This is a genomic window from Cyclobacterium roseum, assembly GCF_010119225.1.
Classification (GTDB): Bacteria; Bacteroidota; Bacteroidia; order Cytophagales; family Cyclobacteriaceae; genus Cyclobacterium; species Cyclobacterium roseum.
This window is the reverse complement of record NZ_WNKF01000004.1, coordinates 225,633-241,486: the sequence shown is the minus strand read 5'-3', so window position 1 is coordinate 241,486 and position 15,854 is coordinate 225,633. Positions and strand designations below refer to the sequence as shown.

The following is a 15,854-nucleotide window of genomic DNA, read 5'->3' as shown; positions in this document are numbered from 1 at the left end:
ATTCTGCCCTGTAGGATGAAAAGATCAGGAAATTCTACTCCAATTCAACTCATTTTTTCTAATTCGTGCCACCTGATCGGCTATGGGCTTGTTTTCAGGAAAACGCAGATGCGGATCCCGTTCCAAAGTTTTCCGGGCCACCTCTCTTGCCTGCACCAATATTTCACCATCCTTGCTTAAATCAGCCATCTTCAGGTCCGTAATGCCGGATTGCTGGGTGCCGGAAAGGTCGCCCGGACCCCTTAGACGCAAATCCACATCTGCAATTTCAAACCCATTGGTCGTCCTCACCATGGTTTCCAATCGCACCCGACTATCCTTCCCCAACTCATATTTGCTCATCAGGATACAATAGGACTGCTCCGCCCCCCGGCCTACCCTGCCTCGCAATTGATGGAGTTGGGATAAACCAAAGCGCTCCGCATTTTCAATGACCATCACGCTGGCATTGGGAACATTTACGCCCACTTCTATTACGGTGGTAGCCACCATGATCTTCGTCTCTCCTTTCGAAAAGCGGTTCATTTCAAAATCCTTATCCCCTGGCTTCATATTGCCATGTAATATGCCAATAGGATAGCCCGGAAAAGCCCTGCAAATACTTTCATAACCATCCATCAGGCTCTTTAAATCACTCTTTTCAGATTCTTCGATCAGCGGATATACGATGTACACCTGCCTTCCCTGTTCGATTTGCTTTTTTAAAAATCCAAATACCTTTAGCCGGTCTTTATCGTACCGATGAACGGTCTGAATGGCTTTCCGGCCTACCGGCAATTCATCAATGACGGAAATATCCAAATCTCCATACAAGGTCATGGCAAGGGTTCTGGGTATGGGGGTAGCCGTCATTACCAGCACATGAGGGTAGAAATCATCGTTTTTTGCCCATAATTTAGCCCGCTGGGCCACCCCAAAGCGGTGCTGTTCGTCAATGATGGCCAAGCCAAGCCGGTGAAAACGCACCACATCCTCTAATAACGCATGGGTACCCACCAATAAATGAAGCTCTCCTGAAGCTAAATCCCGGTGAATTGCTTCCCGCTTTTTTTTACTGCTGGAACCTGTCAGAAGGGCGATCTTCAAGCCCATTTGTTCCGAATAGTCCTTCAAGCCCTCGTAATGTTGATTGGCCAGAATCTCGGTGGGTGCCATCAAACAGGTTTGGTAACCCGAATCCACCGCCACCAATAGGCAAATAAATGCCACAATGGTTTTGCCCGAGCCCACATCCCCTTGCACCAGCCGATTCATCTGCAGCCCTGATTTGAGGTCTGCGTAGATTTCCTTGATAACCCGCTTCTGCGCACCGGTCAACTGAAAAGGAAGCATCTCCTTGTAAAAACGAGTTAGCAATTGGGTTTGATCCAGTACTTTACCCCTGAATTTTTCGGTTCTGGCGAGCTTTAACTTTAACAGCCGAAGCTGTAAAAAGAAAAATTCTTCAAATTTTAGCCGGTACATCGCCTTTCGTAAGGCTTCCGTTCCCGATGGAAAGTGAATCTCTTTGATCGCCTCCTTTTTGGATACCAGTTTCAGCGCATTAAGAATGGGTACCGGTAAGGTTTCGGGAATCTTTGGTAAAGCCAGGGGCAACAGCGCTTTTTGTATTTTCGAAATGCCCTTGCTATCCAAATACCGCTGCCTGAGCTTCTCGGTGGTGGGATAGACCGGCTGGAAAAATGGTTCTTCTTCCTGCCTTCCACTGAGGGGCTCAAGATCCGGATGCACCATACTGTACCGACCTCCAAACCGCTGCGGTTTGCCGAAGGCCACCATGGGAACCCCCGCTACCAGTTTTTTACCAACCCAATTTAGCCCCTTAAACCAGGTCAGTTCCATAATGCCCGTTTCGTCGGCAAACTGCGCCACCAGTCTTCTTTTCCTTCCCTCTCCTATAGACTGGACGGATGCAATCTTTCCGATCACTTGTACCTGTTGCAGATCGGATTGGATTTCCCGTATTTTATAAAAACGGGTTCTGTCTTCATACCTGAATGGATAATGCTGCAGCAGTTCCCCAAAAGTAAACACTTCCAGTTCCTTGTTCAGCAGCTGTGCTCTCTGGGGGCCAACCCCTTTCAGGTATTCGATTTTGGTGTCAAAAAAACCGGTCAATGGTTGCAATTTTAGCCTAATTTCACTATGTCAGGGCTTTCCTGAGCTTTCCTTCCAATTCGTTTATGGCCTGCCTTTTTGCGATTAGCGCAGTCAGAAGGGCCGCCTGATTTTTTGCCCGGTGCAGGTTTTGCTCCGGGTAGTCTACCTGATAGTAAATGTTTCCATTCAGGTGATCGGTCAAAAAGCGTAGTCCCATAATTAAGGTCATCATTTCTCCCCCAAAAGGCAAAGACTCCAGCTCTTCCCCCTGAATATCCCGACCTAGTATGGAGTAAAAACCTTCCAACAAACCCTCGTATTTTTCCATGTCGACCTGGATTTGATCCCATTCGATGGAGGATTCGTCTCGGGTACAGGCTACCGTTCGGACCAAATCACCGAAATCATAAAAAACGAAACCAGCCATTATGGTGTCCAAATCTATAAGCGCATTTACCTGGTCCAGGTTCTCACCAAAAATAAGGTTATTTATTTTTGTATCATTGTGGGTTACCCGAAGCGGAAGTTGTTTTCGGAAATGCCCATAGGTTTCGAGTAGGTCCTTCCTCCCCAGGTAATAACCAATCATTTTGTCGGTGTCGGAATCCTTTTGGACTCGGGGGTTTTTGAGTGCTGCATCAAATTGCTGATACCGAATCTCCAAATCGTGAAAATGAGCAATGGTATCCTCCATCTTTTCCGCATCCGCATGCAAAAATACCTGAATAAACCGGGCAAATGCTTCGGCAGCAATTTTCGCCTGCTCCTTTTGGCTGACGGCATCTTGGGTGACACCACCCACAAAGGGGAATAAGCGGTACAGCCCTTCGTCAAGGCGCGTAAAAAAGGCCCCCTCCGTGTTCGTAATCGGCAAAGGGAGGGCGAAAGGTAAATCACCCGGGTCAAACTGCCCCGTCAGGTATTCCAAATTTCCGGAAATACGTTCCGGATGCGTAAAAACGGCATCGTTAAATTCTTGTAAAATATAGGCGTTAGCTGCTACATCTACCCGATACGTTTTGTGGATATGTCCGGATCCAAACCTGTTTACCCTAATTTCACTGGTTTCCAATCCATAGGCTTTTGCCAATGCATCCAATACTGACTCCTTCATACGTGCTATTTTCTGACTAGTTTCCGATTTGATTGAAGAAAATACTTTGATTTGAAGGGGTAAAATTACGATACTTTTGACTATATATCCCGAAAGGGGCTATATTTACCTGAGCGGGCTTTGATTTCAACGGAACCTGGCTAATTTCACGTCCGTGAAAATATTCCTGCATTAATTAAAATAATTGAAAAAGATTTATTTAATTAGCAAAATTTTACCATAACCTGTTAAGGTTAACATGAACCACGTATCCTGGACCGAAAACCATCTTAATCCAAGTTTACCATGAATATTTCAATCATCGATTGGGCAATAATCATTTCATTTTTTGTGATATCCATGTTAATAGGCGTGATCGCCTCCAAAACAGCGGGTAAAAATGCCAAAGAATTTTTCCTATCCGGAAGAAACATGCCTTGGTGGCTTCTGGGGGTAAGTATGGTGGCAACCACCTTTTCCGCGGATACCCCCAACCTGGTAACCGACATTGTCCGTAAAAATGGTGTTTCCGGTAACTGGGTTTGGTGGGCATTTCTACTAACGGGAATGTTGACCGTGTTTGTTTACGCCAAATTATGGAGACGCTCCGAAGTCACAACAGACCTGGAATTTTACGAGTTGAGGTATGGAGGAAAAGGAGCTGCCTTTTTACGGGCCTTTCGGGCGTTGTACCTGGGGGTGTTTTTCAATGTGGTGATCATGGCGACCGTTTCTCTGGCAGCCATTAAAATATTTGGAGTGATGCTGGGACTAAGTTCCTGGGAAACGCTTTTGATCGTTTCGGTGGTGACAGTAATTTACAGTTCATTGGGTGGATTAAAAGGCGTATTACTCACAGATTTTTTTCAATTCTTTATTGCGATGGGCGGCGCATTTGGTGCTGCCATTTACATCGTAGGCCTTCCTGAAATCGGAAGCCTGGACAATTTACTCAGCCATCCCAATGTGTCCGATAAGTTAAACATCATACCTGATTTCAGCGATTGGAACCTATTGATTCCATTATTTATCATGCCCCTGGCGGTACAGTGGTGGGCTACCTGGTATCCGGGAGCAGAGCCGGGAGGGGGAGGTTACATCGCCCAACGAATGTTATCTGCAAAGGATGAAAAAAATGCCATCGGTGCCACCTTGCTATTTAACATCACCCATTATGCTATCCGGCCCTGGCCCTGGATTATCATTGCGCTTTCTTCGTTGATTCTTTTTCCTCAGTTGAGCGATATGCAAGAGGCATTTCCCAATATTGAAGAGAGCAAACTCGGAGATGACCTGGCCTACTCCGCCATGTTGACCTTCTTACCAACGGGTTTGATCGGTGTGGTACTTGCTTCGCTTATTGCTGCCGTCATGTCTACCTTATCCACGCACCTGAACTGGGGTTCTTCCTATGTGGTGAACGATTTTTACGCGCGTTTTGTCAAGCCAGATGCCTCCGACAAGGAGTTAGTGGCTGTTGGTCGTCTTTCCACGGTTGGTTTGATGGTGCTCGCTGCCTTGTTGGCAACCGTGCTCTCCAATGCCCTGGAGGCATTCAATATATTACTGCAAATCGGTGCGGGAACCGGGCTGATATTTATCCTCAGGTGGTTTTGGTGGAGAATCAATGCTTACACAGAAATTTCAGCGATGATCGTCTCATTTATCGTGGCCATTTACTTCGAATCCATACACAACAAACTTGGATTTTGGCCCATCCCGGATGACATGGCCTATTTGAAATTGCTTTTTGGTGTTTCCCTGACTACCATCACCTGGGTTGCGGTTACCTTGCTGACAAAACCGGAAGACGACAAGGTATTACTTTCCTTTTACAGAAAGGTGAGACCAGCGAGTTGGGGATGGAAAAAACTCCTGGCCAAATACCCCGATGAAAAAGAGGAAATCGGACAACTCCCCATGGAAATAGGACTGATGCTAATTGGATCCATCATGGTGTATGCCGCTTTATTTGCTGCGGGTTTTTGGATCTACGGCGAAACCCTATCGGCCGTAATTGCCACTGTTATTTCAGCAGCGGGGGGTATCCTGGTATTCAGAGGCTGGAAAAAAATGAGATAAACATTGGGTTCGAACACCAAATGATGGGAATTTTTCTCAGTAAATGCTGGTTTTATCGGTAAAACGAATAGAAAAAGTTAATTTGCATCAATTGGAAAGCAATGGAAGTCAAAACAGCTGATATTTTAAAGGACAGTAACTTGCGGGTAACCAGTTGCAGAAGAGATGTTCTCAATACATTCCTGGGAAAAAGGGTGGCGTTGTCCCATGCTGATCTGGAGGAAGCATTGAAGGAGAATTTCGACCGGGTCACCATCTACAGGACCCTGAAGACATTTTTAGAAAACGACCTTATCCACAAGGTGCTGGACGATACCGGAGCGGCTAAATATGCGCTGTGTAATCACAGTACCGAAGAGCCTCATCACGATCACGAACATGTCCATTTTAAATGTGAAGTATGCGGTAATACGAACTGTTTGGAAGAAATCGCCTTGCCAAGGATCATGTTGCCCAGCGGCTACCAGCCACGCGAAATGAGTTTGTTAATCCAGGGGGTTTGTAAGAATTGCAGCTAAAAAATTAATAAACTGCGGGTTTTTCTGTTTTATCCCTGTCTTCCGACGGCCACACGATCCCAGGTGGAAGGTCAATTTTCGGTGGCGTAAAGTCCTCGACACCGCCATCCCCATCGTCATCGTTATTTTTTCTATTTCTGTTGATTTTGGCTTTGGTAAGGGTGGCAACAAAATAGATCAATACCACGTATGCCACTCCGCACAACACCAAATCGATTACCAGGCTACTCATCATATCCAAAGATTTTCATCAAATTACAATATAATTTTTAATTAATCAACAAGTTAACAATGAGAATGATAGCAATGTTGGAAAAAAAATAAAAATTAAAAGGCAAACCGAATATACTTGCTATCTAACAGATAACATGAGATATTTGCGGATCAAAATGAAAACCAAACCATGATTGTTAAAACTAAAAAATACAAACTGGAAACAGGAACCTATATCAAGCAAGGATTAAAGAATATTTTGAAGGAACAGTGGTGGGTGGTTTTCATAGCGATTGCCATCGCCTGTGGCTACTTTTGGATCCCTTCCTGGTGGTGGATCAGCATGGCTTTGCTTGCTTATGCGTTGTATTGGCTTTTTTGGGTCATTCAATTTGCTGGCGTGACTCAAATGGAACAAAACAAAGTAATGTTTGAAAAACTCTCCTATGAAATCGACAGCCGGCAGGTATTGATGAAGATTAATAGCAAACAAGGCATGCCTATTAAATGGGAAATGATAAAAAAAGCTCAGATAAAAGATAAGGCCTACATTCTGGTGTTGTCGAAAGCCCAATTTATCCACCTTCCCTTTAAAATATTTAATTCCCAGAACGAAATAAAATTCATTGAAACCATTTTGAAAAGAAAAGGCTTGGTAGCCTCATAAAAAAAAGGGACCAACGCGAAAGCCGGTCCCTTTTTTTATTACCACAACAGGTGTCCTAGAGAAAGTTATCCGCTTTGCGGTAGGCAGCTATGACAGCTGCTTCACCTTCTTTTCCCGGATTGGCGTTTCCATGTTCCATTCCGCAGATTCCTTTAAAACCCTTCTCGTAGATAAATTTAAATACATTCTGGTAGTTAATTTCACCGGTTCCCGGTTCTTTTCTTCCAGGATTGTCCCCTATTTGTATGTAGGCAATTTCCTCCCAACACATGTCCATAAGGGTTATTAAATGCCCTTCATTTTTCTGTTGATGGTAGATATCGTAGAGGATTTTACAGCTGGGGCTGTTCACTCCCTTGCATATCATATACGTCTGGGGCGAGTACCTTAAAAACAAATTGGGGGTATCACTCAATGGCTCCAATACCATGGTCAGACCATGAGGCTCCAGAATTTCGGCTCCTTTTCTTAGTGCTTCTATCACATTTGCCGTCTGTATATCCAGAGGAAGATTTCGCTGGAAATCACCCGGCACCACGGTAGTCCATTTAGCATTGACTCTTTTAGCGACTTCCACCGCTTTTCGGCAACCGTCCAGAAAGATATCCACATGCTCCTGCTTCCCTGCAGCCAGGGTATTGGCACCATTGCCCCCTTTATTGAGAACGAACACGCCCATCGTCATTCCTAACTTAGCCAGGTGATTGCCAATTTTCTCCTGCATCTCCGGCGTTCTTCCCATCATGCCGTTGTCCTCCAGACTTCGAAATCCCTTTTCGTGCATAAAGGTAATCTGATCCAGTAAGTCATCCCCTGCATGGTGCTTAAACATCCCAAAATGGGGTGCATAATCCAGATTAAAGGTCTGATCGGCCGGAAGGCTATCTGTTTGCCCTGCTTTCAAAGTGCCCATACCGGTTAATCCGGCAGCCACTGAGCCTAGTGATACGTTCTGTATAAATTTTCTTCTTTCCATCTGCTTATACCACTTTAGTTTTTCCGGGAACTGCGAATGCGTAGTAGCCTTCTTCGTTTGGAACCACTTTTGGTTCGGCATCCCAGGCCAGACGTTCCGGCATCAGGCTGACATTTGAATTGATCGCTTCGTCCCAAGTGATGGTTTTACCGGAGTAAGTGGCGTACCTTCCAAGAATCGAACTCATGGTGCTTTTAGCAGCATTTTCTGCGTCTGCAAACTTGTATTCACCCTTAACGATGGCATCAAATAATTGGTCATGCTCTACCTGATAGGGATTGGCGTTGTTTTTCCCATCATGCTCATACAGGCTATTTCCCTTATAATCAGTCAATCTGCCCACATGGCCCGCATTCATATACACTTTACCCTTAGTTCCCTGGAAGCTTTCGTCTACCCGGTTGGTAGCTCCCGGAAAGTGACGGCATTCACTGTGGATAACGGTACCATCCTCATAGGTAAACAAGACCACATGGTGATCAAAAATCTCCCCATGTTCTTTTCCCCTGCGGACCGTTCTTCCGCCGGTACCTTCTGCCTTAACCGGGTAGCCATTTTTCACCCAGTTGGCCACATCTATATTGTGCACGTGCTGTTCCGTAATATGGTCGCCGCAGAGCCAGTTAAAGTAATACCAGTTTCTCATTTGGTATTCCATTTCGGTCTGGCCCGGCTGCCTTTCACGAACCCAGACACCGCCATCATTCCAAAACACCTGGCCTCCAATGATGTCGCCAATTGCTCCGTCGTGGATACGGTCTATGGTTTGGATGTAGTTATCCTGGTAATGACGCTGCAAGCCAACCACCACGTTTAATTTTTTCGCCTTGGCTATTTCTGCCGCTGCGAGCACCCGTCGAATTCCTACCGCATCCGTAGCAACCGGCTTTTCCATGAAAATTTGCTTTTCCTGTCTGACTGCCTCCTCAAAGTGATCGGGGCGAAATCCCGGAGGAGTAGCAATAATGACCACATCTGCCTCTTTCATGGCATGTTTATAGCCATCAAATCCAGTGAACTTCATTTCTTCCGGAACGACTACTTTGTCCTTTCCGTATTTTTTAAAAATCCGCTCGTAACTTTGGTCCAAACGATCTTTAAACGCATCCGCCATGGCCACTAATTGGATGTTTTGACCGGTTTCAAATGCCTGAAATACAGCACCCGTTCCCCTGCCTCCACATCCGATTACGGCAATCTTAATCGCATCGTCCCCGGCCGCATAGGCACCGGATAGGCTAAATGGACTTAACATCGCTCCTCCGGTTAGTAGTGCCGAGGTCTTGATGAAATCCCTTCTTTGTTTACTATTCTTGATTTTCATATTACTTTGAGTTAGATTATTAATAGTCTTCCATTGGTGTTTTGCCGTAATAGTCCGCTATTTCTTCCGGACTGGGCGGGTTTAGGGGTCGCACCAGCCGCATTCCCAGAAACGGTGCTTCTGGAAACCACCATTGACTTTTTGGAATTTGCGGGTCAATTCTTTTCCATTCGGCGGTACTGGCAAATCGCTTGCTGCTTTTCAAATTCGCTGCTTCACTGTCATAACTTCCGCCACGAATCACCTTGGGATACAACTCCTCGGACACCGTCAAGGGGTTCTCGGCAGGAGTCTCCCTGGTTTGGTAGGCATCCGGATCGTAGTGATCCATGGTCCATTCGTTGACATTTCCTAATATATCGTAAAGGCCCCATGGGTTGGGTTCCTTTTTGCCTACTTCATGAGTGGTCCCCTCACTGTTGGCATCATACCATGCGTATTTATCCAAATCTGCCAGATCGTCTCCAAAAAAATAAGCGGTTTCTGAGCCTGCCCTTGCAGCATATTCCCATTCCGCTTCGGTGGGAAGCCTGAAAAACACTCCGGTTTTCAGGTACAACCACCTACAAAACTGAATGGCTCCGTACTGGGTCATGGCGATGGCTGGCTTGTTCTCCTTGCCCATCCCGAAGGTCATGTCCAGGTAGGGAATAGAGGGACGGGTCAGTCCATCTACCTCCGGACTCAAAGGCCCTTCACTGGTAGAAGCTTCAAATCCTTTGTCCAGAAACAACTCAAACAAGTCCCAGGTCACTTCGTGGGAAGCCATCCAGAAAGGGGCCAGTTCTACCGTATGCGCCGGAGCTTCATCGGAATCCCCGCTGTTGCTTCCCATCCTGAAAGAACCTTCCGGGATAGGAACCATGGAAAATGACATTCCCGTCCCGGGAACTTCTTGTTGGTAGGGTTCAAATGGATCTTGTACCTGATGGCCACTGCCTATCAGCAGTACCGCAGCTACCGAAACCAGCAAAGTGGTCCTTCTTAAAATAGTTATCATGGAATACGTTGAGAATAGCTTCAATTAAATAAAAGATTGGTTTTTCGCTACTAAAGTAAATACTTTCGAAGGTGTAAATTACTTTTATTTTTTAATAATTGAAAATACAATGCCAGGGACGGCATATTGATCCCGTTTTCGGTAAAAAGACATCTAGATTCCTAACCTCCAACCCCGGATGGGGTTGAACCTGAACGGCATGCCATGCAAGAATAACGCCTCCGGAGATTGGGTCATACGATCGGTCCCAGATTTTAAAGAAAATGGAAAACCTTTGAATACTAGCTTTACCTGAAATAAATTGTTATCAGCGTAATGTACGGTCGATCTTTCCATTAATTCTTGTCTGTATTTTATTCAAATATTTTATACCAATAGAAAAAAACCTCTGAATTTGACTTTTTCAACCGGTTTAGTCTCGGCCAAAATGGGTCTCCAATTATCCAATCTTTCATAATAGCCGGGGTATTACATTTTTCAATTGTCATCGTACTTGATTTGAGTATCGCAGAAATTTATGCAGCTTTAGATGAAAATGTTATTGCCCGTTTAATATGGAATGACTCTGAGAAAATAAATTTGGAAACTCGTTGAATTCCAGTTTGTAGATGGTCAAAATTACCTTTTCCATCGGCACCCCTGCTTACTTAACATAGAGAGGTTTGGTAGATATCATCCAGGACATCATCAACTGTTAATTTTGACTGATTTCTATAAGCATGTTCAGTAGCTGCATAATTTTCAAAAGTCTGTTTTGAAAACAAAATCCAAATTCTGCTTTACTAATCCCTCTAAAAGCATTAGGGCTCTAATAACCTTCTCCACAAGGATCTTATCGGCCTTTCTGTTGGTTGAAGATACTTTGGTAATCCAGTCAATATTTAATTGAGTCTTTACTTATCAAATCAAATTGATGGCAGCAAATCATGTATGCTGCCGATATTTAGAAAAAAATTACAATTAATATTGAGTAAATTCCTGTCACTACTTCCGAATGATATTTTGACTTTCGCAAAAAAGCAGAAATTTCAAAGGGTAGCGAAGGAAGCCATTAATTTGTTTTTGACAAATTGTAAGGTTACCCTATTGTATTGTGGCACCACATGGAAAGGCTCGCGTAAAATTTGTAATGCCGGTGTATTCTTAATTTCGATATTGAAGCCGGACCCATATTGCCATTACAAATGGCCTGATGACGAGTAGTTACTGTTTATACTATCAAAAAATAAAAGGGCGAAGTTGCAAACTTCGCCCAGTATAAAAGAAGAATTCGTTTTTTACTACTCATCCCACCAAATTCGGTCCAGCAGGGTCACCTCAGGCACATTTTGGCCATTTCTACTGACTTCATTGTCTGGATAAGGCAATCTGCGGATAAACTGATTGTTTAAGTCTGTATTGAGATTGGCAGGTAAGGTCATGTCTTTATAGCCATAATCAAACCGCCTGGCGTCGTTCCAGGTTTCCGGATGCAGGAATAGGGCCACCCATTTTTCCTTCATGATATCTTCCCGGGTCAAGGCAACAGCTCCCATACTTACACTTGGATCGGACAAATAAGCCTCCTTTTCGGACGCAGGCACTTCCAGCATGTCCATATGGGCTTCAATTCCGGCCAGATAAGCCGCATAGGCCCGGTCGGGATCACTGCCCAGGGCCGCTTCTGCCTCGATAAATTTTTGCTCCGCATAGGTTGCAATTAAAAGTGGGGAAAGCTCGGAGGTGTAATACTGACCGGGTATCAAGGTAGAACGGGCTCCTTGTTCCGGTGCATCGCCCCTGCCTGCACCATTGGGTACGCCGATAAATTCCCCTTCATCCGTAGTACCTATCATCAATGGCAATCTGGGATCTACGGTAGGATAGGAAGTGCCATCCAAGGCCTCAATAAATTGGGTAGAGATCCACCCACCCAATAGCAGGCTTTCATTGTTGATGGCCACCTGTGCCCAGGGATTGAAGCGTTGTTCAAAGAATTCCACATAGGCATCATCATCATTTCCCTCAAAACCATTGTCTATGGCGGAGAGCACTTCATTGGCATTGACATTTGGGCTATGCAGCATAAACCTGGCTTTGAGTACATTTCCGAATTTAATCCATTTTTCCACATCCCCCTGGAAGATAAAATCGTCATCGCCGATCGAAATGGCCGTGGTTCCCTCCAGGTTTTGAAGTCCCTGATCCAGCAGGCTTAAGACCTCGGCATAAAGCTGTTCGTCATCGTCATACACCGGGGTTACCGCACTGAAATCAAACCCCTCAGAATAGGGCACATCTCCAAAGATATCCACCGTCATGCCCAGATTCAAAGCCATCAGTACCTGACCTGCACCCAGATAGTGTCCGGCCTCTGATTCCTCTGCCTGGCTGATCAAATCGGTCAGATCGGTCATCGCATTGTACAAGTTAAACCAGGTACCGCTATAATTGAGTGGCTCCATCACATCCGAAGCACTGGCTGGATTGGGAGAAGCCAGGTATTGAACATAATTGGAGGTAATGCTACCGATGCGCTGCACATTTAGGGCCGTCTCGTAGCTGGCATTGGTCATCAATCCCGTAATCGGAGCATTCTGGGGATTATTGGGGTTTTCGTTAACATCCAGAAAGTTTTCACAGGCCGTTGCTGCGAGAAGCAGCAATACACCTAAAATAGTATATATAGATTTCATAATGACTGAATTTTATAGTCCAAGGTTTAGGTTAAAGAAAACGCTTTGTACACCAGGAAATCCCAGCCCGGTAAACCCAACGGCGTTTCCACCAGCACCGGCGGAGAATGATTCGGGATCAAAACCGTCCCAGGGGGTGTAGAGGATGATATTGTTGGCGGCTACCGAAACCCTGGCGGTTCTAAAGGGGGTTTTTTCCAGGATGCCTGGGTTCAGGTTATACCCCAGGGTGATGTTTCTCAACTTGATAAAGCTGGCATCTTCCACAAAGTTTTCACTGGTCGTCCGGTAGTGATTTCTCCAGTAGCCGGCACCATAATTGACCCCATCAGGCCCTTCTCCCTGACCCAACCAAACTTCCTGCGTGTTGGGTGATCCGTCCGCAAGCACGCCTTCAAATACCCTGAAATCTTCCCGTGCCTCGGTGAATTCATTTTTTCCAAAGGCCGAAAGAAAGTTGTGGTACTGATTGTATTGTTCTACTCCGGTCCTAAAGTCTACCAGAAATGACAATTCAAATCCTTTATAATTGAAATCATTTCTAATGCCTCCTATCCATTTGGGTACGGCATTTCCAAGGATCAGTTGGGTTCCGGTTCTCACCGGAAAGCCATTGGCACCGATGATTACCGGCAGGCTTCGGTCCAGAAACAGGTTGTCTGGATCGGCACCCAACCGCTGATACGAGCTGCCGAAAATATTGCCATAGGCTTCTCCCTCAATCAGCTTCATCGTAACGGTAGACCCAACATAACCAAACTGGCTGCCGACGACAATCTCATCAATCCCTTCCCTGATGGATTTGATCTCATTGTTATTGATGGAAAGGTTGGCACTGATATTCCAGGAAAAATCCTGCGTTTGCACTGGGGTACCTCCCAGGATAAATTCAAATCCACTGTTTTCAATTTCCCCTGCATTGGTGATATAGGAGGAATAACCGGTAGCATCAGAAATCGGAACCGGAATGATCTGATCCCGGGCATTGGATTTGTAATAGGTGACATCAAAATTAGCCCTGTTGTCCCAAAAAGCTGTTTGCAAACCGAATTCCAGCGAAGTGGTTTGTTCCGGTCTCAGGTTAGGGTCTCCAAAAACCGAATTCCTGGTAAAGCCCACTTGCCCGTTCAAGGGGAATATATCCGGGGAAGCATAGGTAGCCCCCAGAATATGCGGATCGGTATCCTTGCCTACCTGTGCCCAGGAAGCCCTCACTTTACCAAAGGTGACCCAGGAAGGAAGTGTCAGGTTTTCACTGAAAACATACCCCAGGTTTACCGAAGGATAAAAGAAGGAGTTGTTGTCTTTAGGCAAGGTAGAGGAAATGTCATTTCTTCCGGTAAGGTTCAGGAAAAGGAAGTTTCTATAATCCACCATCAGATCTCCGTAAAAACCGACCAGTCTTCTCAGCCTTTTATCCTGGCCAGCGAAAATCTGCGTGGTATTGTTGAGGTTATAAAACTCCGGAATCACAAAATTTTCGCCCCTTGCGGTAACTTCATCAAATCTTCTTTCAAAAATATCATTCCCCAAGCGAAGGCTGGTATTCCAATCGGTATTGAATTGCTTTTTCAGGGTAATGAAAAAGTTGGAGGTAAGGTCTCTGCTATTGATCCGGGTCTCCTCCAAAAGCCCGGTGGAGCTCAATGCCACTTCTCCGTCTATGCCCTTGGGTCCCGGAGTAATTTCCGTACGGGTATCGCTGTAGAAATCATTTCCCAGGCGGTAGGAGAAAGAAAGCCAGTCCGTAGGGTGGTAATTCAGGTTGATATTACCGATGATCCTGTTCACGTCATCTTCATACGTAGCAAAGCGAGCATCATAAATGGGATTGGTATTGCTATAGGTCCTCATGGTACCATCCTCATTGATATAATCCCGTACATCGGTGGTCTCGGACCAATACATCATGCGCTCCATAAAGCGGTCGTGGGGTACTCGGTTACCGCCCGTATTGGAGAAATTAATGGAACCGGAAAAATCAAATTTTTCACTGGCCTTTACGGATCCTGAAAGTTTGGCAGTGGTCCTGTCCCAGGTAGAGAAGGGGATAATGCCTTCCTGTGAAAGGTTTCCAAAGGAGCCATAGAAGGTAGCGACTTCATTTCCTCCTGAGATACTCACACTGTTATCAATCTGCACCCCGGTATTGAAAGCCCTGTTCCAGTTGTCCTGGTACCGGTGATCGGGAACAGTCTGCTGTACCTCGGCGATCGGAGCTCCCCAGGAGGGCCAGAAACTGCTGGGTTGGTATTCTCCGCTGAAACCCTGCCCGTATTCGTCCTGAAGTTTGGGAAGGCGGTTTAGTTCTTCAAAACCCACCGAACCGTTATAATTGACCCGGATTTGTCCTTCTTTCCCTTTTTTGGTGGTAATGATGACCGCCCCATTAGCCGCCCTTACCCCGTAGAGGGCTGTGGCTGCTGCTCCTTTGAGTACAGACATGGATTCGATGTCGTTAGGGTTGACATCAGCCATACGGTTGGAAAGTCCCCTGGGGGTACCGGACGATTCTATAGTAGAATTATCCACTGGTACGCCATCCACCACAAACAGGGGTTGGTTGTCCGCACCGGGATCCAGGGAATTAATGCCCCGTATAATGATTCGTGCTGACTGACCCGGAGCGCCACCCGAATTGGTGACCTGAACGCCTGCCACCTGGCCCTGCAAGGCATTTACCAGGTTGGGCTGCTTCATCTTGGTAATGGCCTCCGAATCAATGCTCTGAGCGGCATAGCCCAGCGACTTTTTCTCCTGAGAAATGCCAAAGGCCGTCACGATAAATTCATCCAAATCGCCCGTTTCGGGACTCAACGCAATATTCATAGTTTGCTGGCTTCCTACCTGCCGGGACTGTGTAGCAAAACCAATAAATGAATAAAGCAATACGGCATCGGGACCTGGTACGTCCAAGGAATAATTTCCTTCCAGATCCGAAACGGTTCCCGTGCTGCTGCCTTCAATCACAATGCTCACTCCTGGAAGTGGTTCTCCATCTTCCGTGGAGGTAATCTTACCACTAACGGTCCGTTGCTGTGCCAGCAAATAGGACCCCTGCAGCATAAAGCAGATCAGTAGTAATAAAAGATAGGTAAAATTTCTCTTCATAATCAATTCCTTTTTGTGGTTAATACTAAGCTTACATTTGTTACCCGTTAATCATTAAGAATAATTAGTTATAAGACCATTGTTCTAATAACTTT

11 protein-coding genes are annotated in these 15,854 nt (G+C 45.6%); 3 read left to right on the top strand and 8 right to left on the bottom strand.

Going from position 1 to position 15,854, the window contains the following annotated elements:
• Positions 1–24: 24 nt before the first annotated feature.
• Both recG and GJQ68_RS07850 read right to left on the bottom strand, forming a co-directional pair.
• Positions 25–2,118 (bottom strand): ATP-dependent DNA helicase RecG, encoded by a 2,094-nt coding sequence (recG, locus tag GJQ68_RS07855; RefSeq protein ID WP_162416908.1) that lies wholly within the window; start codon positions 2,116–2,118, stop codon positions 25–27.
• A gap of 25 nt (positions 2,119–2,143) precedes the next feature.
• The gene (locus GJQ68_RS07850) at positions 2,144–3,214 is read right to left on the bottom strand and encodes a phosphotransferase enzyme family protein (protein ID WP_162416749.1); all 1,071 of its coding nucleotides are present in this window, start codon (positions 3,212–3,214) and stop codon (positions 2,144–2,146) included.
• Positions 3,215–3,499: 285 nt separating this feature from the next.
• Between GJQ68_RS07850 and GJQ68_RS07845 the strand changes: the two genes are divergently transcribed.
• Both GJQ68_RS07845 and GJQ68_RS07840 read left to right on the top strand, forming a co-directional pair.
• A complete protein-coding gene (locus GJQ68_RS07845; RefSeq protein ID WP_162416748.1) occupies positions 3,500–5,275 on the top strand; it encodes a sodium:solute symporter family protein in 1,776 nt (591 codons plus the stop codon).
• 101 nt (positions 5,276–5,376) lie between these two features.
• The gene (locus GJQ68_RS07840; protein ID WP_162416747.1) at positions 5,377–5,793 is read left to right on the top strand and encodes a Fur family transcriptional regulator; all 417 of its coding nucleotides are present in this window, start codon (positions 5,377–5,379) and stop codon (positions 5,791–5,793) included.
• A 4-nt stretch (positions 5,794–5,797) separates the two neighbouring features.
• On the opposite strand, the gene GJQ68_RS07835 is transcribed toward GJQ68_RS07840, so the two are convergent.
• Positions 5,798–6,025 (bottom strand): hypothetical protein, encoded by a 228-nt coding sequence (locus tag GJQ68_RS07835; RefSeq protein WP_162342650.1) that lies wholly within the window; start codon positions 6,023–6,025, stop codon positions 5,798–5,800.
• A gap of 171 nt (positions 6,026–6,196) precedes the next feature.
• On the opposite strand from GJQ68_RS07835, the gene GJQ68_RS07830 reads away from it, so the two are divergent.
• Positions 6,197–6,673 (top strand): YcxB family protein, encoded by a 477-nt coding sequence (locus GJQ68_RS07830; RefSeq protein ID WP_162416746.1) that lies wholly within the window; start codon positions 6,197–6,199, stop codon positions 6,671–6,673.
• 55 nt (positions 6,674–6,728) lie between these two features.
• Here the strand turns inward: GJQ68_RS07830 and GJQ68_RS07825 are convergent, their stop codons facing one another.
• The 5 genes from GJQ68_RS07825 to GJQ68_RS07805 form a co-directional block, all read right to left on the bottom strand.
• The gene (locus GJQ68_RS07825) at positions 6,729–7,649 is read right to left on the bottom strand and encodes a hydroxypyruvate isomerase family protein (RefSeq protein WP_162416745.1); all 921 of its coding nucleotides are present in this window, start codon (positions 7,647–7,649) and stop codon (positions 6,729–6,731) included.
• A gap of 4 nt (positions 7,650–7,653) precedes the next feature.
• On the bottom strand, positions 7,654–8,973 hold the full coding sequence (locus tag GJQ68_RS07820; protein ID WP_162416744.1) for a Gfo/Idh/MocA family protein: 1,320 nt from the start codon (positions 8,971–8,973) through the stop codon (positions 7,654–7,656).
• A 19-nt stretch (positions 8,974–8,992) separates the two neighbouring features.
• Positions 8,993–9,973: a formylglycine-generating enzyme family protein gene (locus GJQ68_RS07815; protein WP_162416743.1), complete on the bottom strand. Its 981-nt coding sequence runs from the start codon at positions 9,971–9,973 to the stop codon at positions 8,993–8,995.
• 1,280 nt (positions 9,974–11,253) lie between these two features.
• Complete coding sequence (locus GJQ68_RS07810) at positions 11,254–12,648, bottom strand: SusD/RagB family nutrient-binding outer membrane lipoprotein (protein WP_162416742.1); 1,395 nt, start codon at positions 12,646–12,648, stop codon at positions 11,254–11,256.
• A 12-nt stretch (positions 12,649–12,660) separates the two neighbouring features.
• A complete protein-coding gene (locus GJQ68_RS07805) occupies positions 12,661–15,759 on the bottom strand; it encodes a SusC/RagA family TonB-linked outer membrane protein (RefSeq protein WP_162416741.1) in 3,099 nt (1,032 codons plus the stop codon).
• Between the last annotated feature and the right edge of the window lie 95 nt (positions 15,760–15,854).